The organism is Butyrivibrio sp. CB08 (genome assembly GCF_003625485.1).
Lineage (GTDB): Bacteria > Bacillota > Clostridia > Lachnospirales > Lachnospiraceae > Butyrivibrio.
This window is the reverse complement of the sequence record NZ_RAIR01000003.1, coordinates 119,746-146,339: the sequence shown is the minus strand read 5'-3', so window position 1 is coordinate 146,339 and position 26,594 is coordinate 119,746. Positions and strand designations below refer to the sequence as shown.

Below are 26,594 nucleotides of genomic sequence, written 5' to 3'. Positions count from 1 at the left end.
CCAAAAAACTTAAAAGTATGATAACACAACACCAGGAAATTACGCTATATTCATTTCAGAAAGTTTTTGAACCACTGCACCTGCCAGAGCCCTGTGACCATTCTCGTCCATGTGCTCATCGTCGATGTCGCTGGCAACCGCATAGTCGGAAGCCGCCAGGAATCTGTTCCCGCGCCTCTTTGCGATCTTCTCGTACTCATCCCTTAAGCTGATGCTGGTCTCAACAGACGCACTGTCAAACTCAGGATCCTTCTCAGGGCGCCATACATCCTCACCGAGACTTATTGGCGCTACCACAAGGATCTGCTCTGGCAAAAGATACTTCTCCAGCTCGTCAAGGCACTTCTCAAGGCCAAGTCCTATCACATGTTCAGATGCATTAAAAATAGTCTTGCAGTCATTGGTTCCAAGCATGATGATGGCGCCATCAAGTGGGTAATTACCTTCAAGGGCAAGGGGCAGAACGTCAGCACCCTTTCTGAAAGGACGAAGCTGGTCTTCAAAGACTGTTGTTCTTCCGCAAAGTCCATCCTCGATAACTCTTGTACTCTTAAGTTCTTCCTGGACAAGGCTTGTCCATCTTACGCCCCAAGGGTATCTCTTGTGGGTTCCAGGGATAAGTCCCCATGTATTTGAATCGCCGTATGCCAGTATGCTTCCCATATCTTCACCTCTGCTTGCGGCCTCCGCCGCCTTAACTAATCTGCTAATGCAAAAACTCTGTCAAACTCATTTTTAAGATCTTCAATTCCTTCAATTCCTACTGATAGCCTCAGCACTCTGTCTGTTATCCCGTTCTTCTTAAGGAGCTCACTTGGAACCTCAGCGTGGGTCTGGGTTATAGGGTAAGTGATAAGTGTCTCCGTTCCTCCAAGGCTCTCTGCAAAGTAGATAAGCTCTACGTTATCCAGGATCCTCTTTGCAAACTCAGCGCTGTCCACCTCGAAGGTGAGCATCGCGCCAAACCCTCTTGCCTGCTTTTTCATGATCTCGTGACCAGGGTGCTCTGGAAGGCCAGGATAGATGACCCTTGTGACATGCTCTTTTCCCTTAAGATACTCTGCAAGAGCCCTGGCATTCTCCTGAGCTCTTTCAAGTCTTACGGAAAGTGTCCTGATGCCCCTTAGGATCAGCCAGCTGTCGAAGGGGCTAAGGCCTGCACCAACGGTCTTGTAGATGAACCTGAGCCTCTCATCAAGTTTCTCATCCTTAACAACCACAAAGCCTCCGATGGTGTCGTGGTGTCCACCAAGGAACTTGGTGCCTGAATGGATTACAATATCCGCCCCAAGGTCCAGTGGATTTTGGAAGTAGGGAGACAGGAATGTGTTGTCCACTATAAGGATGAGACCTGCAGTCCTAGTTGCTTTTGCGAGTTTTTCAAGGTCAGTGACATTCATCATTGGGTTTGTTGGTGTCTCAAGGTAAACCGCTTTGGTGTTATCCTTGATGTATTGTGTAATGTCCTCCCGGCTTAAATCCACCACCGTAAACTCAATCCCGTTCTTTGCATTGATCTCATCGAAGAGCCTTATACTTCCGCCGTAGAGGTCCTCGTCGATTATTATATGGTCCCCTGGTCTGAAGAGTTCCATCACATTTGCAACTGCTGCCATTCCGCTTGAGTAGGCCAGTGCGTCTATTCCGTTTTCAAGATCTGCTACAACGCTCTCAAGCTGCTGCCTTGTTGGATTCTGCATTCGGGTGTAGTCGTAACCCGTGCTTCCTCCAACTCCGTGATGGGCAAAGGTTGCTGACTGGTAAATCGGAAAGCTTATTGCTCCCCACTTATCCGCCAAGTCCCTGTCCAGAAGCTGGCACTTTGTATCCAGACTGTAATTTGATGAAATCTCTTTTCCCATAACTTCTGCTCCTCTTTGTTTCTTATATAAAAATAGTAGCCGTGATTTCACGGCTACACAATTAAGGAATACTTATCTATTGCTATCAGCACTACTAATAGCTTCGTAAAGCTGCTCCATTGCCTGCTCTAGGATGCTGCGGGGACACGCGATGTTGATCCTCTCGAAAAGAGAAGTCTCTCTTCCGAAGATGATTCCGGGATCGAGCCAAAGGTGCGCCCCATCCACAATGAGCTTTTCAAGCTCCTTATGGTCGCTTGTGATCTCTGAGAAATCAAGCCAGATAAGGTAGGTACCTTCAGGCTCAATGAGCTTAACCTTGGGGAGTTTTTCCTTAAGGAATTCCCTGACGTAGTCAAGATTCCCCTGAAGATATTCGATGAGCTCGTCAAGCCACTCCTCCCCTTTCTGGTACACAGACATTGTTGCCACCATTCCAAGAGCATTGGGCTGGCTGTAGCCCGCTGCTGCATTTTCTCTGGCAAAAGAGCTGAACATCTCCTTATCTTTCAGGATGATATTTGCAACCTGGAGTCCCGCAAGGTTAAAGGTCTTGCTGGCTGAAGTTCCAAGAATGAGCTTACCTGTAAGACTCTCATCCAGCGTGATAAATGAGTTGTGCCTGTGGCCTGGGTAAACAAAGTCAGAGTGGATCTCATCTGCAAACACATACACATCATGCTTTGCACAGATCTCGCCAAGTTTTGTGAGCTCATCCCTTGTCCACACTCTTCCAACAGGATTGTGAGGACTGCAGAGAAGAAACATCTTTACATCGTTGTCGATTATCTTTTTCTCGAAATCATCGAAGTCAATTTCGTAATGTCCATCCCTGTAAACGAGCTGGTTATTGACCACCTTCCTGCCATTAAGTTTGATGGTCTCTTGGAATGGGTAGTAAACCGGTTGCTGGATGATGATGGCATCTCCAGGTTCTGTAAATGCCCTGATCGCAATTGCTATGGCGTAAACAACTCCGGGAGTTACGATGATGTCTTTTCCATCGATGGTAAAACCGTGGCGTCTTAGATACCAGTCCCTGACTGTATTTCTGTACTTATCTCCTGGGTCTGTATATCCAAAGATGCCCTGCGATGCTCTGTCCGTTATGTCCTTTATCACCTCGTCAGGGAGCTTAAAGTCCATGTCTGCAACCCAGAGAGGCAAAAGGTCATCCCTTCCCTTTCGCTGCATCCCAAAATCCCATTTGATACAGTCTGTATTTCTTCTATCATGTATTACGTCAAAATCATATTTCCCCATGACAGTACCTCTTTCTTTTTCGTGATAATCCTATTATACAGGACAAAAGGCGCCTTAGGGGATACCCTCCCCATCTGGCGCCATTTTCTTAATATCTGCCGAGCACTGCTTCTTCCACGCTCTGACGAAGAGGTGGGTGTGGAGTCTGATCTCCGTATCCTACATCGACGTAGGTTACAAGTCTGATGTAATCAGGAAGAGCAAATCTCTTCCTAAGTCTTTCGCAGAACTCTTCTCCTGTGAATGTGAGCCATACGCCCTCAAGGCCGACTGCATGGGCTGCTAGCACAATGTTCTGTCCTGCAGCGCCTGCATCCAGGAGCCTGTTTCTATTTGGCGTAAAGTCGTTAGCCCTGTAGCATCTCATATCCTGGCAGATAACGATGTGCACTGGGCCGCCAGGAACGTCAGATCCCTTAAAGAGGCCCGGCTCATTCTTATCTCTGACAACCACGTATCTGATTGACTGTACGTTGCAGCCGTGAGCTGCCCAAAGGCCTGCCTTTAAGATCTTGTCGATAAGCTCATCCGGCACTTCCTTGTCCTTGAATTCTCTCACTGACCTTCTCTCATAGAGAACGGTAAAAAAGTCTTCCTCTATCTGTGGTGTTATTTCGTGAGGCTTGTATGCAGACAGATCCAGCGCCTCTCCCTTTGAGAGCTTGTCTGCACTCTCAACAAGGAAGGAAACATACTTGTATTCTGGAAGGTCGTGGGAAAGCCCCTTTCTGTCCCATACCCTCAAAAACTTCTTGGCGATATCAGCCTGCTTGTCACTTAAGGTCTTACCTCTGTAGCCGTTGGCGTAGAGCTGGATCTCCAGAGTATGATGGCTTCTCTCCCTCATTCTTGCCCTGAACTCTGTGTCATCCATCTCAAAGAGCTCGTCCTCTGTAAGTGCTGAGTTTCTCTGATAAATCGCCATGATCTGCTCTAAAGGCTGATAGTCAAGGCATGTGTCGTGAAATTCGTGTGTGTGTTGTTCTGACATTTTCTCCTCCTTAGTGATCAGATCATGTACTCGCTTTCAACATTTTCTGCGCCGCGGCTTATATCTGCCACGATCTTTGCTGCAACATGTACAAGATAATCATCACTTCTGCTTCTTGGGTGTTTTGTTTTTATCACGTACTCGTTCTGGATGACGCTTGGTCTTGGACTAAGCAGGATAACTCTGTCTGAGAGGAATACCGCTTCGTTGATGTCGTGAGTTACGAACAGCACGGTTTTCTTTTCCTTCTCATGAATCCTTACAAGCTCCTCCTGCAGTGTGCATCTTGTCAGGTGATCTACTGCGCTGAAGGGCTCATCCATCAGGGTTACCTTTGGGTTCATGATAAGCGTCCTTGCAATTCCTGCCCTCTGTCTCATTCCGCCTGAGAGCTGTGAAGGGTACTTATCTGCAAACCCTGTAAGGTTCATGAGCTCAAGATAGCTCTTAAGCTTTTCTTCCTGCTCTTCCTTTGGAGCCTTGCTGATCTCCATTCCGTACAGGATATTCTTTTTTATGGTCTTCCATGGGAAAAGAGCTGCATCCTGAAATACAACACCTATATCCCTGCTGGGGCCGGTGACTTTTTTGTCATCTATATAAACCTCTCCGGCGGTCTGTTTCTGAAGGCCAGCCACGATCTCAAGAAGGGTACTCTTACCACATCCTGATGGGCCAACGATGCTGACGAACTCGCCGTCTTTGATATCAAGGTTTATCTCTTTTATGGCATCAACAGGATTTCCTGCGCCGTCAATGTAAGTTTTGCTGATGTTTTTGATGTGTATTCCAGGCATAATGTGCACCTCGTTTCTGATAGTATGGGCCAGGCTTCCCCGGCCCTTAGTCTGTCAAAGTTAGTTCTCTGGGTTCTTAAGTCCCAGCTCGTCTGCTGCCTTCTGTGCAAACTCGTTTGTGTATGTTCCTTCTGGAGAGATTGCTGCATCGAGCCATCCATACTGCTGAAGGTACTCAACTGTCTTCTGAAGTCTGTCCTCAGGAATTACAGGGTAGTCTGACCAAACGTCGATCTCTGCTTCTACAGCTTCCTTTAAAAGAGCTGGCTCTGTGTTCATGTAATCTGCTGCCCAGTCGATGAACTCATCAAAGTACTCGTTCTTAACTTCCTCGTGAACCTTGTAGTATGCTGTAATGAATCTCTGGAGCTTTTCTGGATCGTCGTTAATGATCTTGTCTGAAGCGATGATTGTACCTGTGTAGTAATCAGGAATGTAGTCCCATGCTCTTCCAAGTGGATGACCCTTGCCTTCATTCTGTGCAAGAACTGCGTATGGGTTGTGGATGATAGTTGCATCAACTTCGCCAGATGTAAGTGTTGCGTATGCGTCAGTGTAAACTCCGTTAGCCACAAGTGTTACATCATCTTCTGAAATGCCGTTTGCTTCAAGCATCTTGAGAACTGAAAGTCTCATTCCGCCGCTGGCACCAGCTGTACCAATTGTCTTGCCCTTAAGATCTTCAAAGCTCTGGATGCTGTCATCTACTACAAGCCAGTAGCATCCCTGATATCTCCACATGTTACCAACAAGCTTAGCTGGAACACCGTTCTGGATAGCTGGGATATATGTGCTTGGATCGCCGTCTGCTACGTCGATGTCACCTCTTGTGATAAGTGAAAGTGTAGTGTCGTTTGACTCATAATCTGTGATATCGAACTCGATACCTTCCTTCTCGTAAAGGCCCTTCTGAATAGCGAATCTGTTTACGGCACCTGTCATGCCGATTGCAAAGCAAGCTTTGATTGTGATCTTGTCCTGAGATGCATCTTCTGATGCAGCCTCTGCTGTCTCAGTTGTCTCTGCCGCAGGAGCTTCCTCTGTAGTCTCGTTTGTTGTCTCTGCTGCCGCACTCTGTGCTGCTGATCCGCAACCTGTGAGAGCTGATACTGTAAGTACTGTGCTGATAAGTGCTGCTAATATTTTCTTTTTCATAACCGTTCTCCTCTTTTCTTTTGGTTTTTATATTCTTCTCCACTTATGGCATACTGAGTATTCAATAAGTGAAATAAGCTTAACGAATATTACTGACATTACTGTTATCAGGATGATCAAAAAGAACACCCTTGATGTATTAAGAAGTCCCTGGGCCTCTGATAAGAGATATCCAACTCCGGCCTTTGCTGACTGCATCTCCGAGAAAACAACTCCGGTAAAGGCAGTGGCCGCTGCAAGCCTTAGGCCATTGAATATTGATGGAAGGGCCGATGGGATAACTACCGTAAATACTGTCTGGAATCTTGATGCCTCAAATACGCTTGCCACCTTAAGGTATGAGTCCTTACACTGCTTGGCTCCAGTCACTGTGTTGTACAGGATCGTGAATACCGAAAACAGGAAGATCAGAACAACCTTAGATGTAAATCCAATTCCGAACCACAGAATTAGAAGTGGCAGGATTGCTACCTTTGGAATAGCCATTATGGCTGCGCAAAAGACATTTCCAAACTCCTCAGTTTTCGGGAACAAAGTCCAGATTATTCCAAGACTTATACCAACAAATGCTGCGATCCCGTATCCCACAAGGATCTCCTCTACACTTATAAGAAAGTGTGGAAGAAGTGTTCCGTTACTGATGATCTTCACTCCCTCGGAAACGATGTCTGTCGGTGCTGCCAGGAAGATCTTACTTATGGCTCCTGACTTAACTGCCACCTGCATGTATATGAGGATCGCTGCAACGGTGATTATCTGAAGTATGTTTATCAGGGTTATCTTTTTCTTTTTAGCTTTCATAGGTGTACTCCCCCTTTTCTACTTTTTCGCTTGGGTAGTATTCACGTAGACAAGCTGTTCCGCTGTTTATTACGTTTTGTGTGATGTGGTGTGAGAGCTTGTGGGTGAAGGTCTCGATTGTTGTGGTGTCGATCACATCGCAGTAAAAAGGTGCGAACTCTCTAAACCAGGGGTACTCATCAAAGTAGCTTCTCCACACCTCAGCGTAAGGACAATGGTTTTCTCCCCACTCTGGGATCCATCCGTCAAAAGGAAGATCAATGACTGCCATAAAGTCTTCAACTGTGTCAGTGCCTTTTCCCTCATCCTGCGCTTTCCTCCTCATTTTTTCAGCTCTGTCCTTTGCCAGCTCGTACACTGTTTTCTGGACCAGCTCTTTTGCTCTGTCTCGTCCCAGGCTCTCGTAAAGGGTCTTACTAAAGTGGAAGTACTGCATTGCAAACTGCCTTGCGGCTCTTCGAATCTGATCAACTTCCCTGGCCCTGTCTACGACGCCTGTGATCTTTGTCTTTTCTGTACTCATGTTGGTCTACCTCTTAGGTCTTTATTTATAGGAACCTTCCTCTATCTTGTTGAAGGAATCCATGAAGCTTATGTATTCTTCCTTGTTCTTAAACTTTGGTGTGTAGCCTTCCTTAATTGACTTTCCAAGGGCTGCGCCGTCTTTAAGTAATCTGTAGGCTCCTATGGCAAACATCTTGGCTGTCAGGATGTAGGCTGTGTCTTCATCTACTATGTCGAAGTTGTCCTGGTGAAGTCCGCCCTTCATTCCTCCAGTGTGGAAGGTTAAAACCGGAAGCAGGTGCTGCACATCTCCCACATCTGTTGATCCGTTGGAGTGGGTAGTCTTAGGTGTAAGTTCGAAGTTCCCTTTGGTCAGTTCATCGAAGGCTTCAATCAGCTCTTTTGGAAATTCCTGCGGGATCTCCGGAAGGTAACCTGGCATTGTCTCTATCCGGTAGTCTGCTCCGATTGCCAGGGCTCCTGCTTTAAAAGACCTGTCGGTTTTAACTGCTGCATCGGTGAAGGCTTCTATTGTCTTGCCCCTTACCAGTGTTTCGATTACTGCCTGCTCCGGAACTACGTTTACCAGCTCTCCGCCCTTTGTAAGTATCGGGTGAACTCTTACAGCATCCTCATCCCTGAAGGTTTCTCTGTTAAGCCCAAGAGCCTGAAGTCCAAGGCTTACAGCTGAGAGAGCGTTTATTCCCTGATCCGGTGCTGCTGCAGCGTGGGCTGCTTTTCCTTTGATCTTTATGACCTTGGAAACAAATCCGTTGCTGCTTCCTGATCCTAAGCTGTTCCCCTGCTCACTTATGTGATGCGCAAGGGAAAGATCTATATCATCGAATGCTCCGATCCTTAGGAGTTCACATTTGCCTCCGCCGTATCTTATCTTGCCCTGCTCTATAAGAGTGTTCTTAAATTCAACCTCTCCGTATTCCTCAGCAGGTACTGCAAAGAGTTCAACCTGTCCGTCAAGCTTATCTGCTATCTCCGGAATGCTAAGGGCTATGGCCGCTCCGACGATTCCTGTGAGCTGTGCGTGATGTCCACAACAGTGAGCTCCGTTTGTTTCAGGATTGGCATATTTGTGAGTCGGGATCCTGAGTGCATCCAGTTCTCCAAGAAGTGCCAGGCTAAAAGAGTCTTTCCTGTCCCTGTTGATGAATGCCTTTGCTCCTGTGATGGCCAGATCCTTTTGGATCTCAAGTCCCAGCTCCTTCATTTTGTTCTGGAACTTTTCGCTGGTCTTAAACTCCTTGTAACCCAGCTCAGCGTGAGTATAAATGTCTCTGGCAAATTCAAGTATTTCGTTTTTGTGATCATCTATTGTTTTGACGATCAGTTCTTCTGTCCTGTCCATGAGTGAATTATGCTTTAGCGCACTGCAATTGTAAAACATACTAATCTTATAGGTGAATATAAATTTTCCTTATCACATTGAGAAGCCCAGTAACCATGGGCATTTCCCGCAACGCAAAAACACCAGAGCCATAAAAAGCCCTGGTGTTTTACATATATCTGGCTATTCAATTACTAAAAAAATCACGAATTTAAATCTTCTTACAGCACCTTGGACAAAAAGTCCTGAAGTCTCTTTGTCCTTGGATGATCAAAGAACTCATCCGGTGTGTTCTCCTCAAGGAGAATACCTTCGTCCATGAACAGCACCTTGGTGGCAACCTCTCTTGCAAAGCCCATCTCGTGGGTAACAACCACCATGGTCATACCGTCATCTGCAAGCTGCTTCATAACGTCCAAAACCTCTCCGACCATTTCAGGGTCCAGAGCTGATGTTGGCTCGTCAAAGAGCATCATCTCAGGATTCATGCAAAGTGAACGAACGATAGCAATCCTCTGCTTCTGACCACCTGAAAGAGAAGCTGGATAGACGTCTGCCTTATCAAGAAGGTTAACCCTCTTTAAAAGCTCAGTAGCCTTAGCGTGGGCCTCTTCCTTACTCATAACTCCAAGCTTGACTGGAGCAAGTGTCAGGTTCTGCATAACAGTAAGGTTGTTAAAGAGGTTGAAGTTCTGGAATACCATTCCCATCCTCTGTCTTACCTTGTTTATATCTGTTCCCTTGGCAGTGATCTCCTCACCGTCAAAGAATATCTGGCCTGAAGTAGGTCTCTCAAGGAGGTTAAGGCACCTTAAAAATGTGCTCTTTCCTGAACCTGAAGGTCCTACGATAACGATCTTCTCGCCCTTTTCAATTTCGTAGTTAAGGCCCTCGATAACTCTTATGTGGTTGCCATCGGCCTTAGTGTAATCTTTTGTAAGGTTCTTAACGGATATCACTTCTACGCATCCTCCTTTCAAGTTTTCCAAGGAGTATCGTAAGGATCTTGATCACAATAAAGTAGATCACCGCTGCTCCGATAAGGGGCATGAATGCGTCATAGGTCCTTGATGCGATCTGATTAGCAACACGTGTAAGATCTGCAAGGGATACATATCCCACGATCGCAGTCTCTTTTACCAGAGTAATGAACTCGTTCCCCAAAGGAGGAATGACATTCTTCATAGCCTGTGGAAGAACGATGTAGCGAAGGGTCTTGGCCTTGGATAATCCAAGAGACCTTCCTGCCTCCATCTGTCCCTTATCAACTGCAAGGATTCCGCCTCTTACGATCTCGGAAACGTATGCTCCTGAGTTGATACCAAAGGAAAGAGATGCAACCAGGATTCCGTTGTTGGAAGAAGCCATTACGATAAACCACATGATAAGGAGCTGCAGTACGCTTGGAGTTCCGCGGATAACATCCACGTAAACTGAAGCGATGTAGTTAAATATGGTTGGCTTGCCATCCTCAGTGGTAGAGAGCTTCATAAGAGCTGCAATGGTACCAATGATGATTCCAAGAAGCCCTGCGAAAAGAGCTATCTCAAGGGTAATCCCAAGACCAGAGATATAAAGTTTCCAGCGCTCACCTGTTATGAACGCCGCGGTAAAACGTTCTGAAATGGTCATCTAAATAAATCACTCCTCGATGTACTGCTTAACAAGGCTGTCGTATGTTCCGTCTTCCTTGAACTTCTTGAGAGCTGCGTTGATCTTGCCAGCAAGCTCTGTGTCTCCCTTAGGAAGTGCGATAGCGTAGTTCTCTGGCTCGAAATCGAAGTTCTCGCCTGCTACTACGTCAACCTTATCTGAGAACTGTGCACCAAATACTTCTGCAGGGTTCTTGTCGATGATAACGCAGTCAACACGTCCGTTGTTAAGATCGTTAACTGCATCTACTGCCTTGTTGTATGCTGAAACCTCAGCGCCCTCGATCTCATCAGCGATGAACTCACCTGTTGTTCCAAGCTGAACACCGATCTTGAGGTTCTTGAGGTCATCTGCAGTAGCGATAGCTGCTCCCTTAGGAACTACTACAGCCTGAACAGCCTCGTAATATGGATCAGAGAAATCAACCATGTTCTTACGCTCTTCAGTTACTGTCATACCAGCGATAGCAACGTCGATCTTGTTACCGATTGATGATACAAGTGAATCAAACTCCATGTCCTGGATCTGAACATCATAGCCGATCTCATCTCCGATTGCCTTGATAAGTGCCATGTCAAATCCATCTGGCTTGCCATCATCGCCTACAAACTCAAATGGTGGGAAAGCTGCGTTGGTTCCAACGATAAGTGTCTCCTTGGCAGCCTCGCCAGCACCCTGGTTATCTGCTGCTGGTGCTGCTGCGCTTCCGCATCCGCAAAGGACTGTCATTGTCATTACTGTTGCTACAAAGGCTGAAAGTATCTTCTTTTTCATAATAATCTCCTCCTGTTTTATACATAAATCCTGTATATTTATACATTTTATGTATAATATAACAACAATATTAAATTAAATCAAGTCCTTTACTTAAAAAAATATCAATCTGTAGTTATATCTGCTCCGAAGTACTTAACAGAGATCTCTTTGAGCTTACCTTCTGAGCGAAGTTCTGAAATTGCCTTGTTGATGGCTTCTCTTAGGCTGTCGTTATCAGCGCCCTTTGCAAGAGGAATAGCGTACATTGTAACCTCCGGGTCTGTTGCTGCAACCTTGAGCTCTGTTGTTCCTGTTGTGTTGAAGTAGTCCTGAGCTGAAGTGTTGGCGTTGATGGTAGCATCAACTGTTCCGTTAAGTACCAGTGTCATAGTCTCGCCAAGAGTATCAACATTTGATACTGTAGCGCCGTGCTCTTTGCCCATTGCCTCGTATGTTGAACCAGCTGAGTTAGCTGTTGTTCTGCCGTTAAGATCGTCGAATGATGTGATATCGCTGTTGCTTGCAAGGGTAACAACAACTGCGTGGTCATATGCATAAGGATCAGTAAAATCGTAGGTTCCCTTTCTGTCCTCAGTAACGTCAACGCCGTTGGCCATCATGTCGAAGGTTCCAGTTGTTACGCCTGTAAGACCGCCGTCAAAAGCAACCTCCTTAAAGTCTGCCTCTACACCCAGCTTTTCAGCGATGGCTGCTGCAACCTCTACGTCAAAGCCCACAAGCTCATCTGTAGTCTCGTCGTGATATGTAAATGGAGCCCAAACACCCTCTGTAGCGATTGTGATCTTGCCTGCTGCCTTGATCCTTGCAAGGTGGTCCTCACCAGTGGCAGCTGCTGTCTCGCTGCCTGCTGCATTAGTGTCTGCTGTTCCGGCATCCTTTGATGCGCCGCATCCCATAACTGATACAGCCAAAAGAGCTGTCGCCATAACTAAAGATAGTTTCTTCTTCATAATAGTCCTCCTTACTAAATGGACCTGCCCATAAAGCAGGTCCACCTCGATACAATTATATTGTGCATAATACATCAATTACTTGTTAAACGCAAGAACTCCCTGGTCCTGTCCATCCTGGGGTTTTCAAAGAATTCCAACGCTGTTCCCTCTTCCACAACATTACCATCGGCCATGAACATTACATGGGTCGATACCTCTTTTGCAAAAGAGATCTCGTGGGTAACAACTATCATGGTCATCCCTTCACGGGCAAGCTCCCTCATGACTTCGAGAACTTCAGCCGTAAGCTGAGGATCCAGAGCCGACGTTGGCTCATCAAAATACAGGATCGATGGATCTGTTGCAAGAGCCCTTGCTATGGCAACTCTCTGCTGCTGACCGCCTGATAACTGGGATGGATAGTAGTCTGCAAACTCTGCCATTCCGACTTTGGCAAGAACCTCTTTAGCCTTGGATTCCGCCTCAGCCTTAGCAACCTTCCTTGCGCTGGTAAGCCCCAGTGTCACGTTTCCAAGAACCGTCTTATTTGCAAACAGGTTGTAGTTCTGGAACACGAAACCTGTCTTTTTTCTGATATCTGCTATTTCAGCCTTAGTGATCCGGGACAGATCATACTCTTTTCCCTCAAAGGAAAGGGATCCGCCGTCAGCCTTCTCAAGGAAGTTGATGCAGCGAAGGAGCGTCGTCTTACCTGAACCTGATGGCCCAAGAACCGACACCACATCGCCCTTTTCTACGGTAAGGTCAATGCCCTTAAGTACGCCGTTTTCGCCAAAGGCCTTCTGTATGTTTTTAACCTCTAAAAGTGCCATTACTTTCTAACCCCGTAACTTCCAAGAATCTTCTCGCCCTTCTTCTGAATAAAGGTAAGAACCGTGCAGAAGATCAGGTAAACAAGCGCAACCTCGATGTACAGCGGCAGGTAGTTGTAGGACTGGCCTGCGATCTGCTTGGTCCTTGTGAACATCTCAACCACCGTGATACTTGATGCAAGGGAAGTGTCCTTGACCATGCTGATCAGGGCGTTGAACAGAGATGGGAACGCTGTCCTGAAGGCCTGGGGCAGGATGATATGCCACATGATCTGCATATAGTTCATGCCAACGCAGTAGCCGGCTTCCAATTGTCCTGCCGGAACCGCCTCCATTGCTGCCCTCATGGTCTCTGCGGAGTAAGCACCTTCATTTATTGAAAAAACAACCACCGCCATCACAAAGGGATTGGCCCTTATGCCAAGAAGTGGCAGTCCGTAAAATGCCACCATCAGCTGAACCAGAAGGGGCGTTCCTCTGATGATCCAGATGTACACCCTGCATATCTGCCTAAGAACAGGAGTGTTGGCGTACTGTACCATTGCAACCAAAACCGCGATAACCGTAGAGAGCATAAAGGCTATGGCCGCCAGTGGCAGTGTTACCTTAAGTCCATACTCCAGTATTTTGGGAAAAGAGCTAACGAGAAGCTCAAGTGTCTTTTGATCAAACATAAATTCTCCAGTTAGTCATTAAACTTGCGAAGTTCCGAAAGAGCCAGTGGAACTGCGATAAAAAGTGATAAAACATCAGCGCAGGCCTGAGTCATCTCAACGCCCCTGATGCCAAAGATCTGTGGCAGGATCAGGATCAGCGGGATAAAGCAGATGCCGTTTCTTGCTGATGCTGTGATGGAAGCCTTGACGCCCTTACCAATTGACTGAAGCATCATGTTGCTGATAACGATGGCTCCTGAAAGAGGAAGGGATGCAGCCATGAAGCGAAGGGCCGCAACACCCACCATGTGGGCAGCTTCCGTCCTGGTGAAAAGAGCTACGATATTTGGCGCAAAGACAAAGCAAACCGCGCCGATTCCAATAAGGAAAATGGTTGAATACTTAACGCAGAACACAAAGCCTTCCTTGACACGCTTAGTAAGTCCTGCTCCGTAGTTAAAGGAGCACACAGGCTGATAGCCCTGACCAAATCCGATAAGGGCAGATGCCATCATCATCATAAGGCGTCCTGCTACAGACATTCCTGCGATGGCTGCCTCAGCTCCCATAAGCTGCTGCGATCCAGCAATTGTAACCATAGTGATCGCACCCATTGCTCCTGCCATTCTGTTAAGGAGCAGTGTTGATATAGCTGCAAGGCCCTGACGGAAAAGAGATGGCGCTCCGCCGTTAATTATCTCCAAAACGTAATGCCTGTTAATGTGAACATTTTTGATGCTCATCTTGATGTTCTCGCCCTTGCTGGTTCCGATAAGAAGCACGATAAAGCTTGTTACCTGTCCCATGACAGTGGCGATTCCTGCGCCTATTACCTGCATGTGGAACACCATGATAAGAAGGGGATCCAGGATCATGTTCATGACAGCGCCAAACATTAGTCCCACCATGGCGTAGGTGGCTGCTCCCTGGAACCTTAACTGGTTGTTTATAACAAACTGGGCCATCATAAATGGTGCCCCAAACAAGATGATCCTCATGTAGTCCTTGGTAAACTGCATGGTTGCATCCGTTGCTCCAAGGAACTGGGCTATTGGTGTAACAAAGATATTTCCTACGATCGCGAAGATGATTCCAAGAATGATAGCCAGGGCAAAGCCTGTAGATGCCATCTCATTGGCTTCCTTGTGATTGCCTGCTCCAAGCATCCTTGAAAGGTAGTTACCTGAGCCGTGACCGCAGAAAAATCCAAAGGCCTGGATGATGGCCATAACCGTAAACACAAGGCCTACAGAGGCTGTTGCTGCGGTGTTTACTGCAGGGTCACTTGAAACTCTTGCTACAAAGAAGGTATCAGCGGTGTTGTAGATCGCCGTTACCAGCATACTTATTATTGTTGGCACAGACAGCGTCAGTATCAGCTTGGGTACCGGGGTCTGAGTCATAAATTCTCTTCTGTTCTGTGTCTTTGCTGCCATTATTACTCGTCCTTTAATGCGTCGAATTTAGCTTTCATGGTGGGGTTGTTTCTGGTGAGCTTTTTAACTGAAACATCCTCCACCTTATTGTTGGCGATCCTGAGCTGATTGTCGGAGCCCTGGAGCTCTTTTTTTACCTTCTCAAGATGCTGTATGGTCTTGTCGATCTCCTCGATGGCCTTGTCAAAATGAGCGTGGGCCTTGGTATAATTGCTGCTAAAGTCGTTCTTGAACTTAAGGAGGCTGTCCTCAAAGTTGGAGATATCGATATCCTGATTGCGAACTTCAGCAAGCTCCTGCTTGTAGGAAAGGGCGTTAAGGGCCGCATTCCTAAGGAGCGTTATTATAGGAATAAAGCACTGTGGACGGACCACGTACATCTTGTCGAACTTGTAGGAGACGTCAACAATTCCGGCATTGTAGAGCTCAGAGTCACTCTCTAAAAGGGATACAAGAACAGCGTATTCACAGTTCTTTTCCCTCCTGTCCTTATCAAGCTCCTTGAAGAAATCCTCGTTCTTGTGTTTGGTGGCAGTCTCGTCCATCTCGTTCTTCATCTCGAACATGATGGAGATGATCTCTACGCCGTTCTCATCAACTTCCCTGAAAATGTAATCGCCCTTGCTGCCGCTTCTGGCGTCGTTGTCCTTCTCAAAGTAAGCGTTCCGGAAGGCTGTGGCACGGATCTGGTTAAACTGGATCTCGCAGTGCTGCTCCAAGGTCTCACCCACCATCTTGGTGGACATGCGGGTCTTAAGGTCCTTGTAGAACTCAACTTCCTTTTCCTTCTGGTCAAGGAGGATCTTGCTCTTTTCCTTTTCCTGCAAAAGAGCTGTCTCCAGGTCGCGACTCTTTTCATTGAACTGAGACTCAAGGTCGTGCTTTTCATCCTCAACCCGCTTAACTGCTTCCAGAACTGCAAGGCGCTTCTTGTCATCTGAGGCCTGGATCTCCATGGTAAGCCTGGAGTTCTCTTCCCTGAGCTTGTTGATCTCGTCTTCAAACTCCTGTCTGGTCTTTAAGACGATCTTATTTTCTACAGCAGACATCTCCAGGGCGTGCTTTTCCTGCAGGTGCTTCTCAAGCTCTGAGGTGCGCTGCGATAGGTCTTTTTCAAATTCCTTGTCACGGATCTGGGAAACAATACTGCTAAGCTCCGTATCATCAACTGTAAATGCCTGTCCGCAATGTGGACACTTAAGTTCTGCCATAAACCTGCCCCCTTTGATAGATGTCTTGTATCCTATGATTTTATCACACTAAAGGCTCGATTACACCTAGCCAAATTAGGCTAATTGCAACAAAAATGACACCAGAAGACCGCCTATAAGCGTTCCTCTGGTGCCATATATATTTATGCTAAAGAAACTTTAAAGATCAATCCTTGAAGAATGCGATGTCCTCGTTGAGCTTGTCTGAGATGTCCTTTAAGTTGTTTGCAGAACCAGCAAGGGTTGTAACTGTTGCAGAAAGCTCCTGCATGGAAGCGCCTGTCTCCTCTGAAGAAGCAGCGTTCTCCTCGGAAATAGCTGAAAGTGCGCTCATTGTGTCAACAACCGCGTTCTTACTTGTTTCGCAGGTGTCAGCGCCCTGAGAAATAAGCTGTACACCGCCAACTGTGCTTCCGATATCAGCAAGCATTCCGTTAACTGCCTCGAGAGTCTCACCAAGTGCAAGCTGCTGATCCTGGTTGCCCTGACGAACGTCATCAGCTGCAGCAACGGCTGCCTTGGACTGCTCAAGAAGAATATCCATCTCTTTTCTGATATCATCAGCCATCTGCTTGGAATCATCAGCAAGCTTGCCGATCTCTTCCGCAACGACTGCAAATCCTTTTCCTGCCTCTCCTGCTCTTGCTGCCTCGATGGAAGCGTTGAGAGAAAGAAGGTTTGTCTGTGTGGCGATTGAAGCAATGCCTTCAACCTTGCCATTGATATTTGTAACAGCATCCTGTGTAGCACTGATGGTCTTGGAGATCTCATCGATCTTGGCTGTCATCTCATTTGAAGAATCCTGAAGGGATGCAAGTGAAGTACTTGATACTTCTGATGCCTCTTTCATCTTCTCTGCGAGATTTGAAAGATCACCAGTTGAATTCTGTACGTCGCCTACTGCATCGCCAATTCTGCCAACGTTCTCAGAAGCGTGCTGGATCTCATCAGCCTGCTGTGTTGCACCAGATGCGATCTCCTGAACTGCATTTGATACGTCCTCGGCTGTCTGAGAGATCTGGTTAGCCATATCTGAAAGTTCTTCAGAATTGATACCTACGTTGTTAGCAGACTCTTTTATGTTAGTAACGATCTCTTTTAACTTATCAATAACCAGATTGGTGTTGCCGATCATCTGGCCAAGCTCATCTTTTCTGTTCTGGTGCTTACTTACCTTGCTGAAGCGTCCATCTGCAAGCTGTGTGATAGCGTCATTGACAACCTTGATAGGATCAGTAAAGTTCCTTGCCATCATGAAGGAAATAAGGATTGCAATAATGAGCATTACGATACCGATGATAACTACTACAGTAGCTGCTGATCTTGCAGATGCTGTAACAGTCTTGGTGTCGCTTGCTGTGCAGATTGTCCATCCGATTGTAGGAGACTTGGTGTAACATACGATCGCACGGTATCCCTTACCTGTATCCGCCTCATATGTTCCGCTGTCAAGTCCGCTTGTCATGAATGTTGACTGACTTCTGTCATCTTCGTTCTCTGCTGTGATCTCATACTGAGAGTGTGCTGCTACCAGACCAGCTCTGTCAGTGATGAATGCGTCATCTGACTCGCTTGCAAGGAATTCATGAAGAACGTTCATGTCAAAGTTTCTCTGAACTATACCGATAACAGCGCCGCCATCACCATAGACTGGAGCTGAAAAAGTACACTGTCTTGCACCTGTTGATGCAGAAACGATAACGTCTGAGCACCAAAGATTGCCTTCCATGGCCTTCTGGAAGTATTCTCTCTTGGAAACATCTACGAGCTTTCCTGAAGCTCTAAGAACCTGCATTCCGTCAGGGCCTGTAAGAACTGTGATATTACCGTCATTGAGGTTCTTATCAACAGCACTTAAAAACTCAAGAGTCTTGGTCATCGCCACAGGATCATCTGGATGAAGCATAAAGTCTCTTGTTGAAGGAGCCGCAGCAATTGTCTGCATCGCTACATAGTTCTTGTCGATTGTATCCTCAAACTCTGAAGCAATATACTTTGCCTGCCAGTTGAGGTTAGCCACTGCATCGTCAAGAGCCTTGTTGGTTGAACTCCTGTAACTTACGATCAGTGATACAATCAGAGGAATTGCTGTTATAAGGATCATAACCGCAATCAGTTTGGTCTTGATACTGTCTTTAAAGCTGATAGTACTTTTCTGTTTCTTGCCTTTCTCGTTAGCTTCTTTAGCCATTTTGGATACCTCCATAAGAAAGTGAAATCCGTTCACTTATTTTTTTGCTGAGCCATGATAAAAATCACGCACTCATATAAAACTATCGGCTGAATTGTATGAAATCTTTACAGTAAAGCGCAAAAAAAGCTGACCTTTTTTGGTTATTTTAGGTCAGCTTGTATTATTGTCTATTCAATTGTAGTACAAATCAGTTAGTTGGCTCTTCTCATGACACTATCTTCGCTAAGGTTCATGGCTTCGTTCATGAGCATAAGAAGCTCCAAACTGCTCCTGAAGCGCTTGCGTCTGTTCTCCTCCGCCCAGACGATCTCGCCCTGCCAGGTATTCCGTTGGCGGTTGTCCACTTTCACTATAAACGTATTCTTCTTCATGATTGCAGCCCCCTGTGTAATCACTATTTAGAACATGTTCTGAAATGATTATACCACTTCTGGACAGAAAATGTTACAAAAAACGTAATTTTTTGCTTTTTCACACAAAATTCACAGAATTAAGACAATTGTGCCAACAATTCGATTGTGCACAATGTAGTGGGAAGAAGGCGCAAAAAAGGCGGCTGACCACTGGGGCCAACCGCCTTGTTCAACTAATTATCTCTGAGGAATCGGGAGATCAATCTTCCTCGTTTTCTCTTTTCTTCTTTCCAGCAATTATCAGTGAAAGTCCTATTGCTGCTGAAACCAGGATGATGAATGCTCTGGCTGTTCTGTTTGTAGAGTCATCTGTTCCTGCTCTTCTAGCGCCAAGTACTGCAGGGCCATCAAGAGGTCTCTGCTCACCAAGTACTGCAGGTGCTGGACCTGTTGCTACTGGTGCATCAGGGATAGTTGTTGGAGTACCTGGTGTATCGTCTCCGCCGCCACCACCTGCTGTGATTGTAAGAGTTCCGACAACCTCCTCTACCTTGTAGTTCTGCTTGAAGAGATCTTCATCATAACCTTCTTCAGTTTTGTACTTGCCTACCACGTCATACTCGATTGGATTAGAAACTGAGCCTACGCCTGTGATTGTTCCTGTAGCTCTGAGGTTCTCTACTTCACCATCTACAAATCCATCTCCGCCAATCTGAACTATTGGACGTGTAAGCGCTGATCCGTTGTAGGTCTGGCTTGCTGACTCAGATGTAAGTGTAACCTGTCTCTGCTTGATTGTAAGACGTCCAACTACATTCTCTTCTGCATCAAATGGCTTATCAATAACGAGATCAAATTCACCTGTTACATCTTCGCCATCTCTGAAGATAGCCATTTCATCAGTATTGATGTATGCATAATATACATCAGCATCAATTCCTGAACCTTCTGTTACTGTAACGCCCTTAATGATGTATAAATCTCCGCCATATTCAGCACGAATGCCATCTTCTTCATCATCACCCTCTTCAGCGTGTACTACCAATACTCCTGCTGTTATAAACTGCTCGAGTACACGGCGAATAGTATTCTGCTCTTCCTGGTCATCTCCATCCTGACCTGTAACGGTTGCAACAACATCGACGCCTGTGCTGTAAGGTGTTCCATCATAAAGAACTTCCTTAACATTACTTCCATCGATATTAAGTCTTAATGTGACGATCTTCTTCTTCTCAAAAGATCCTCTGATAGTTACGTCATTATCAGGCATTAAGAAGCTGCCTTCTGTAATGTCCTCATCCTCAGATGTCCATCCTTTGAAGAAGTAACCCTCTGGAGCATTGGCATCATCTGCTACTGTTACTGTAGAGTTATAGTCATACTCCATTGTGTAAGGCTCTGCTGCAAGCTCTGCAACTGAAGGATCTGCACCCTCAGGAACTTCGCCTGTGTACTCATAGATAACCATATGTCTGTTGATTGTAAATGAACCTTTGATCTCAACATCCTGTGCTGGCATCTCAAATGTACGTGTAGTCTGTGTTTCCTGTCCAGTTACCGCTGAAACAAGAGTCTCAATAAGACCTGCACTTGTTTCAGTTGTATCAACAGGTACATCCCATCCACTGAATGTGTATCCTGTAGCTGTAGCATCATCTGCTACTGTTACAGTCTCACCAAACAGATAGCTCTTCTTATAAGGCTCTGCCTCAAGTTCTGCTTCTGTAGGATCTGCACTCTCTGGAACATTGCCTGTGTACTTATATGTTACCTGATAAGACTCTCTGTCGTAGTAGAGCTTGATAACAAGGCTTCCATCTCCAAGAATGGTTGCATCATCCTGCTCATCATCGCCACTATAGAACTTGGTTGCATTTTCAATATACTTAAATCCAACGTAATCCGCTGTACCGATTCTTGATGAGTAAGTTGCGATAGTTCCTGTTGTACCCTTAGTATCTGCATCAGTATCTGCGAGTACATACTGACCATCAAGGCTCTTCTTGTAATGCTCTACTGTGTAAACAGTATCATCGTTAGCTGTAAATCCACCTGTGATGAATACATTACTTGCAGGCATCTCGAATGTACGAACAGTATCGGCTACAGGCTGTCCAGTGATAAGTGCCAGAAGTCTCTGTGCAAGAGTAGTAGATACGATAGTCTGATCTTCTACTGATGCATTCCATCCGCTAAATTTGTAGCCAGCAGCCTTTGCATCTGCTGCTACAGTTACTGTTGCACCATACTTGTATGTACCGTTATAGGTTGCTGGATTAGCAGGATCTGCACCAGGTACGGTATTTGTATAGCTGTAAGAAACATTGTACTTATTTCTTGTGTAGTAAAGTCTGATAACAAGGCTTCCGTCACCAAGGATCGTGTCATCATCAACTGAAGACTCAGCGTGGGTACTTTCATTAACGCTTACATATTCTGTAAGATCGGATGCAAATGTAAATCCTTCGTATGACTTAACATATTCTGTTGCCTTCTGGCCTGTTGTGCCACTTCTGTTGCTATCAGTTTCAAATAATGTGAACTCGTCATTTTTAATGTTCTGCTGGTAGTACTCTACCGCATATTTTGTATCAGTTTTTGCCTTGAATCCACCCTGAAGGAATACATCATTATCAGGCATTGTGAAGGAATCACCAACTATCTCTTCACCAGCATTAAGTGTAAGAGAATTGCCTTTTACCTTCCATCCGATAAATTCATATCCAGCAGGAACAGTAACTGCTACGGTACTAACACTTGTACCAAAATCATGTTCTTCGTTCTTAGGAAGATCCATTTCAAGTGGTGCTGCACCATCTGGAACAGCAATGTATGGATCATCCAGGATGTATTCGTATGATACTTTATGCTTGTTGACATCGAAGTTTCCAGTAATGTCAACCTGAGCTGCAGGCATTGTAAATTCCTTCTTGTGTGTTCTAGGATTTACTGAAACAGTTATTCCTGAAGGAACCTGCCATCCACTAAATGTGTAACCGTTTGCTGTAGCATTGTCAGCAATAACAACAGTCTGTCCGAAGTAGAACTTGCCATTTAATGTAGATGGATTAGCTGGGGTAGCACCAGGAACTGTTGTTGTATCTGTATAAGCATATGTTACATCGTACTGAAGTCTGTCATAGTAAAGCTTGATCACAAGGCTTCCATCTGCCTGCACTGTTGCAGATGTAAGCTTACCACTTGTACCATAGAACTCAGTCTTATTTGACTTATACTCGAAGCCTTCATAAGTCTTAGCTGAATAAGCTGCAGGCTGACCAGTTGTTCCGTTATTAAATTCCTCTGTAGCTGTTGGTGTGGTTGGATATCCACTGAGATCAGCTTTCTGCTGATAGTGCTCAACAACGTAATGAACTTCACTACTTGCTACATACTTACCAACAAGTTCAACGTTAGCTGCAGGCATTGTGAATGTTCCGCCCTGCTCTACGCCACTCTGAGAACCTGTCCTTGTCCATCCTTCAAATTTATAACCTGCAACAACAGGTGCTGTCATAGCTGTTACAGTGTCACCTTCAAGATATCTGTTGGTATCCTGCTCAAGAGTAGGCTTTACAAGAGAATCGTTTGAAAGCTTGTAAGTAACGCTATAACGAGTCTTTGTATATTTGATGTATACAGTTGTAGCTATGCTGATTGTAAGGTTTCCAGTGATCTTCTGGCTAAGATTAGCGTCTTTGTAGAAGCCTTCTACCTCATAACCATTTTTGTTTGCTGTCTTATTAGCTATAGTATTGATGTCGCTATATGGTACTGTAGCTGTTCCTGCTGTAGCTAATGAATAGTTCTTTTCTTCAAGGTCCCTGGTGGTCTGATAAGTATTGTCATCATAGTACTTACCAACAAAGCTTACAGTGACCTCATCCTCATCCCACTGAGCATAGATATGTCTAACCTGATCTCTGGTAACTGTTATGGTTGTTCCATCTCCGCCCTTACCAAGATCATTGCCTTCCTCATCCTTCCATCCTGTGAAGGTATGCCCTGGATAACTTGTAAGTGTTGATCCGGCATATGTAAGCACTGAATGCTCTGCTGATTCAATATTTGTTCCTGCAACAGGGAAAGATTTCTTTTCTTCAGTGCCATCATTCTTATGGTAAACTACTGTACCATTAAGGTCGAAGTCCTCTGTAAATGTGAAGAGATAGTCAAAACCAAATACATCCTGACGTGTAAGATGCTTCTCAACACATCTTCTATACGCTTCATTGCTGCGGCTCTTAGAGCATATCATCTGATATGTCTCAGTTGGACTCCAACGATTTGCCTTGTATTCAACATAGAACTCAATTGTATCTGTATCACGGAATGGTGTTGATCGCTCTACACGATATTCGTATGATCCGATCTGCTCATCTAAACCAGTTGCTACAGCATCAAGTTTTTCGCCATTTACTATTGCATATACGCTTGCTCCGGCTTCATAGTATTTTTGATAATCAGTCTGTTCAAAACCAATATCAAGGTGATGCTTGCCACCCCATTCACTTGATGAAGAAGTTACAGCGTCGTTTGGATAGAACAGAGCATAGATTGTTTTCCCCGCACAGTCAGTCCATCTACTATTTTCTGTTTTGTACTGGCATCTATCACTACTATGTCCATCATGAAGTCTAAATTCAGTGACTTTTGTATAATAGCCCTGGCCGTTGTTATTTGTTTGTCTTATACCAAAAGCACAGAATTCATATCCACTGGGAGCAACTAACATGTCTCCCATCTCCTCAGCGGAGATAGATGTATCTGCATTCTTAGTAACTGATATTGATTGTGTGCTGCCAATCTGATTTCTGTTAGTATCTACAACTGTAATCTGGAAATTAGCAGAAATAATGCTGTTAGAAATAACTACTGTATAAACTGAGAAGTGATCAGTTTCAATTTCAATGTTGTCGGCAGAAACATCTGATATCTTATCAACGCCTTCAATATCTCCGCCATCTTCTGCGATGTAGTATACAGCTACTTCAGCATTTTCATCTGCAATTGCAGAATTGATCTCAGAACTCTCTACGTCAAAAGTAATAGTAACTGATCCATCCTCAGGCTGAACAAATCCACCAGCTTCCTCAGAATAGATGTTGATATCAAATGAGTATGTTGCTGTAACTGCCTCTTCAGTTACGGCGTCAACAGCCTCTTTTACATCTTCTTCAGTAATGCTAACTTCGTCACTCTCTTCGAGAGTCTTAACATCGAGCTTGGCATCTTCAGGAAGTACACCTGGATTTGCATGAAGTGAAATTCTTACTCCATTTACAGATACGGAATCCTGTACTGGAGGAAGCTCTTCCTCTTCTACAGCCTCAAAATTAGCTGTGAACTCAACGCTCTCTGTGATATCTTCTACAACAGGAACAAAAGTGGCTTCTCTAGAAACCTCTTCGTCGCCAATAGTCCAGTTAACAAACTCATATCCTTCGTCAGCTGTTGCTGTAGCACCTTCAAGAATGATTTCTTCTTCACTCTCAGGATCAAAGGATTCTTTATCATTAGAAACAGATCCGCCATCGTTAGCTACATACTTAACTACGATAAGGCCTTCCTCAGACTCTTCGTCTTCCTCTTCTGCTTCTTCTGCTTCCTCTGCTTCTTCCTCTTCTGCAGATTCTTCTTCAGATTCAGCATCTTCCTCAGACTCTTCGTCTTCGTCATCTGCGTCTTCTTCGTCTTCTTCGTCTTCATCGTCGGACTCTTCATCAGACTCTTCGTCTTCCTCGTCCTCTGATTCTTCCTCTTCGTCTTCTCCGTCCTCTTCACCTTCGTCATCTGCGGAATTATCCTCGTTGGTATCCTCGGTGTCGTTTTCCGCATAAACCTTAGCTGATGTGTAATCACTATTAAATGTAGTGAATACGAGTGCTAAAGCTAATAAGAAAGCTAAGAGTTTTTTGCATTTTCTCAACATTGTTTACGCCTCCCTCAAAGAATAAAAAGTTGAAAAATAAAAAATCTTGTGGTTGTCAGTTCTAAGAAACCGAATGTTCACGTTCAAAGGTGATTGCCTGACCACTTGCCATGGCTTCGTCCATGAGCTTTAGTAGCTCAAGGGCACTTCTGAACCGAACAGATCTGTTCTCTTCAGCCCAGACCACCTGTCCCTGCCAGGTATCGTGCTGACAATATTCAACCTTCACAATGAAGGTTCCTTTTTTTGTAGCATCCCTTTTTCCCATGATCATATCCCTTTCATGTTTCATCATTATAATGAAAGGGGTATCATAAGACCCATCATATCTATACGGAATAATGCATATTTATATAAAAAAAATATAAAATTTGTTTATTTATATTTTATTTTTTGATACAAGTTTACTTTGGTAAGATAATGGTTAATATAGTACTCATGGGAGTTTTACTATGATGACGGGTAACAGAATAATGCTTCTGGATACATCAGAACTTGCAGACAAGGATTTGTTTGCTGGTTTTTATAAGAAGATGTCCACAGAGAGAAAGAATAAAATAGATGCACTAAAAGTCGAGAGTGCCAAGAGACTAAGCCTGGGCGCCGGGATACTGCTTGAGAAGGCGCTGGCGGAAGCAGGTATTGTAGTTGCTGGTGCGGCTTCTGGCGCGGAGGCACCTTACAGGATAGCCTTTGGTCCCCAGGGCAAGCCTTACATTGAAGGTAGCCAGGATTTCTTTTTCAATCTGTCCCACTCAGGCTCTATGGTTGCCATCGCAGTCTCCGATAGGGAAGTCGGCGTTGATATCCAGAAGCTCAGGCACTTTGATGAGAGATTATCTAATTACGTCTTTAATATAGAAGATAGGGAATTTGCAAAAGAGCTATTGGCTCGTTATGACATAGCTTCAGTCCAGGACCGAGATGGCGCCAGTGACATGGCTTCAGTCCAAGACCGGGATGGTGCCAGTAACATGGACTACATCTACACCCGCATGTGGGCCATGAAAGAGAGCGTGATGAAGCACAACGGAAAGGGCCTCGCAATGGAGCCCCAGAAGATCGTGCTCAGGCTCGATGACGGGGCCGCTGCCCGAGGGAATGGCGTTTCCGAAGCCAAGAACAGCAGCGGCGGACAATTTTTCAGCAAGATCCGCGTCAGCCATCCTGGCTACGACTGCGAGAAGCTCTTTATACATGACTATTCCTGTAGCGGTGTTGATGGCTCTTTTTACGGAATAGCTGTCTGCTCAGAATACGAAGAATTCTGCCCGCCGGATTTCTGTTCTTTAAACTTGGGCTAATTGGCTAATTCTGGAGAATTGTCACCACAATTTTGCATATAGGTATGAAATATCTCGGGTCAGAAAAGGCTCTTTTGATAATTGTCACCATTCACGCATGGTGGCAATTTTCTATTTTTCCCATTCTAGCCCAGAAAACACCCTGGGTTCTCCATACTTTATGGTGACAATTCTCCACACCCCTGGTTTTATGCCAAAACTAGCATCCTCACAAACACCTTCACTTAACCCTTATCCCATACCCCAGATGTCCTCAAGCTGTTCCTGTCGCTTATTCATTTCATTGTAAAAAGACATTTTACCTCCTTGCTTATTTTGTTACAAAAGCAAGGATAGCACACTCCACCAACGAATACTTTAAGAAAAGTGGTAGATTTTCTTAAGATTTCCTTAAGATGATCTCCTGAAACAAAAAAAGGTCTGAAAACCAGCTGTTTTCAGACCTTTTAAGAAACAGGGGAAGCAGGATTCGAACCCGCATGAACGGTTTTGGAGACCGTGATACTAGCCATTGTATGATTCCCCTTTATATTTAAACGGCGCCAGAAGGGCTCCCGAACATGCTCTATCGCGCCGACGAAGGAAATTATAGCATAGC

The 26,594-nt window shown here is 45.2% G+C and carries 22 protein-coding genes and 1 tRNA gene; 1 reads left to right on the top strand and 22 read right to left on the bottom strand.

From position 1 onward, the window contains the following. Positions 1 to 39 precede the first annotated feature (39 nt). From D6855_RS06955 to D6855_RS06855, 21 genes are all read right to left on the bottom strand, one after another. Positions 40 to 663, bottom strand: a complete 624-nt coding sequence (locus D6855_RS06955; protein ID WP_120739432.1) for a GDSL-type esterase/lipase family protein — start codon at positions 661 to 663, stop codon at positions 40 to 42. Positions 664 to 698: 35 nt separating this feature from the next. Next, positions 699 to 1,862 (bottom strand): trans-sulfuration enzyme family protein, encoded by a 1,164-nt coding sequence (locus D6855_RS06950; protein WP_120739430.1) that lies wholly within the window; start codon positions 1,860 to 1,862, stop codon positions 699 to 701. A 72-nt stretch (positions 1,863 to 1,934) separates the two neighbouring features. Beyond that, entirely contained in the window at positions 1,935 to 3,125 is a 1,191-nt protein-coding gene (locus tag D6855_RS06945; RefSeq protein ID WP_120739428.1) for a MalY/PatB family protein, read from the bottom strand. Positions 3,126 to 3,213: 88 nt separating this feature from the next. Beyond that, positions 3,214 to 4,116 carry a nitroreductase family protein gene (locus D6855_RS06940; RefSeq protein WP_120739426.1) on the bottom strand — a complete coding sequence of 301 codons (903 nt, stop codon included), beginning with the start codon at positions 4,114 to 4,116 and terminating at the stop codon, positions 3,214 to 3,216. Positions 4,117 to 4,133: 17 nt separating this feature from the next. Further along, positions 4,134 to 4,913: an ABC transporter ATP-binding protein gene (locus D6855_RS06935; RefSeq protein ID WP_120739424.1), complete on the bottom strand. Its 780-nt coding sequence runs from the start codon at positions 4,911 to 4,913 to the stop codon at positions 4,134 to 4,136. Between the two features lie 60 nt (positions 4,914 to 4,973). Continuing rightward, the gene (locus tag D6855_RS06930; protein ID WP_120739422.1) at positions 4,974 to 6,068 is read right to left on the bottom strand and encodes an ABC transporter substrate-binding protein; all 1,095 of its coding nucleotides are present in this window, start codon (positions 6,066 to 6,068) and stop codon (positions 4,974 to 4,976) included. A gap of 27 nt (positions 6,069 to 6,095) precedes the next feature. Then, positions 6,096 to 6,869 carry an ABC transporter permease gene (locus D6855_RS06925; protein ID WP_120739420.1) on the bottom strand — a complete coding sequence of 258 codons (774 nt, stop codon included), beginning with the start codon at positions 6,867 to 6,869 and terminating at the stop codon, positions 6,096 to 6,098. Beyond that, a complete protein-coding gene (locus D6855_RS06920) occupies positions 6,859 to 7,392 on the bottom strand; it encodes an L-2-amino-thiazoline-4-carboxylic acid hydrolase (protein ID WP_120739418.1) in 534 nt (177 codons plus the stop codon). Before D6855_RS06920 ends, D6855_RS06925 begins: the two co-directional genes overlap by 11 nt. 21 nt (positions 7,393 to 7,413) lie before the next feature. After that, positions 7,414 to 8,736: an amidohydrolase gene (locus D6855_RS06915; RefSeq protein ID WP_120739829.1), complete on the bottom strand. Its 1,323-nt coding sequence runs from the start codon at positions 8,734 to 8,736 to the stop codon at positions 7,414 to 7,416. A 200-nt stretch (positions 8,737 to 8,936) separates the two neighbouring features. Next, positions 8,937 to 9,674, bottom strand: coding sequence for an amino acid ABC transporter ATP-binding protein (locus D6855_RS06910; RefSeq protein WP_120739416.1), 738 nt, complete (start codon positions 9,672 to 9,674; stop codon positions 8,937 to 8,939). Beyond that, positions 9,661 to 10,347, bottom strand: coding sequence for an amino acid ABC transporter permease (locus tag D6855_RS06905; protein ID WP_120739414.1), 687 nt, complete (start codon positions 10,345 to 10,347; stop codon positions 9,661 to 9,663). The genes D6855_RS06910 and D6855_RS06905 overlap by 14 nt, the downstream gene beginning before the upstream one ends. 9 nt (positions 10,348 to 10,356) lie before the next feature. Beyond that, positions 10,357 to 11,142, bottom strand: coding sequence for a basic amino acid ABC transporter substrate-binding protein (locus tag D6855_RS06900; protein WP_120739412.1), 786 nt, complete (start codon positions 11,140 to 11,142; stop codon positions 10,357 to 10,359). Between the two features lie 104 nt (positions 11,143 to 11,246). Beyond that, positions 11,247 to 12,095 carry a transporter substrate-binding domain-containing protein gene (locus D6855_RS06895; protein WP_120739410.1) on the bottom strand — a complete coding sequence of 283 codons (849 nt, stop codon included), beginning with the start codon at positions 12,093 to 12,095 and terminating at the stop codon, positions 11,247 to 11,249. 74 nt (positions 12,096 to 12,169) lie between these two features. Continuing rightward, complete coding sequence (locus D6855_RS06890) at positions 12,170 to 12,910, bottom strand: amino acid ABC transporter ATP-binding protein (RefSeq protein ID WP_120739408.1); 741 nt, start codon at positions 12,908 to 12,910, stop codon at positions 12,170 to 12,172. Beyond that, positions 12,910 to 13,584: an amino acid ABC transporter permease gene (locus D6855_RS06885; protein WP_120739406.1), complete on the bottom strand. Its 675-nt coding sequence runs from the start codon at positions 13,582 to 13,584 to the stop codon at positions 12,910 to 12,912. Before D6855_RS06885 ends, D6855_RS06890 begins: the two co-directional genes overlap by 1 nt. Positions 13,585 to 13,595: 11 nt before the next feature. Then, positions 13,596 to 15,002 (bottom strand): MATE family efflux transporter, encoded by a 1,407-nt coding sequence (locus D6855_RS06880; protein WP_199712411.1) that lies wholly within the window; start codon positions 15,000 to 15,002, stop codon positions 13,596 to 13,598. Between the two features lie 2 nt (positions 15,003 to 15,004). Continuing rightward, a complete protein-coding gene (locus D6855_RS06875) occupies positions 15,005 to 16,213 on the bottom strand; it encodes a DUF2130 domain-containing protein (protein WP_120739404.1) in 1,209 nt (402 codons plus the stop codon). A gap of 166 nt (positions 16,214 to 16,379) precedes the next feature. Further along, complete coding sequence (locus D6855_RS06870; RefSeq protein ID WP_120739402.1) at positions 16,380 to 18,404, bottom strand: methyl-accepting chemotaxis protein; 2,025 nt, start codon at positions 18,402 to 18,404, stop codon at positions 16,380 to 16,382. 194 nt (positions 18,405 to 18,598) lie between these two features. Then, positions 18,599 to 18,778, bottom strand: coding sequence for a hypothetical protein (locus tag D6855_RS06865; RefSeq protein WP_120739401.1), 180 nt, complete (start codon positions 18,776 to 18,778; stop codon positions 18,599 to 18,601). 241 nt (positions 18,779 to 19,019) lie between these two features. Beyond that, positions 19,020 to 24,692: an InlB B-repeat-containing protein gene (locus D6855_RS06860; protein WP_120739399.1), complete on the bottom strand. Its 5,673-nt coding sequence runs from the start codon at positions 24,690 to 24,692 to the stop codon at positions 19,020 to 19,022. Positions 24,693 to 24,753: 61 nt separating this feature from the next. After that, positions 24,754 to 24,960, bottom strand: a complete 207-nt coding sequence (locus tag D6855_RS06855) for a hypothetical protein (RefSeq protein WP_120739397.1) — start codon at positions 24,958 to 24,960, stop codon at positions 24,754 to 24,756. A 184-nt stretch (positions 24,961 to 25,144) separates the two neighbouring features. Here D6855_RS06855 and D6855_RS06850 point away from each other — a divergent pair, with 184 nt between their 5' ends. Beyond that, positions 25,145 to 25,996 carry a 4'-phosphopantetheinyl transferase family protein gene (locus tag D6855_RS06850; RefSeq protein ID WP_120739395.1) on the top strand — a complete coding sequence of 284 codons (852 nt, stop codon included), beginning with the start codon at positions 25,145 to 25,147 and terminating at the stop codon, positions 25,994 to 25,996. Positions 25,997 to 26,450: 454 nt separating this feature from the next. On the opposite strand, the gene D6855_RS06845 is transcribed toward D6855_RS06850, so the two are convergent. Beyond that, positions 26,451 to 26,522 (bottom strand) — tRNA-Trp (locus D6855_RS06845). Between the last annotated feature and the right edge of the window lie 72 nt (positions 26,523 to 26,594).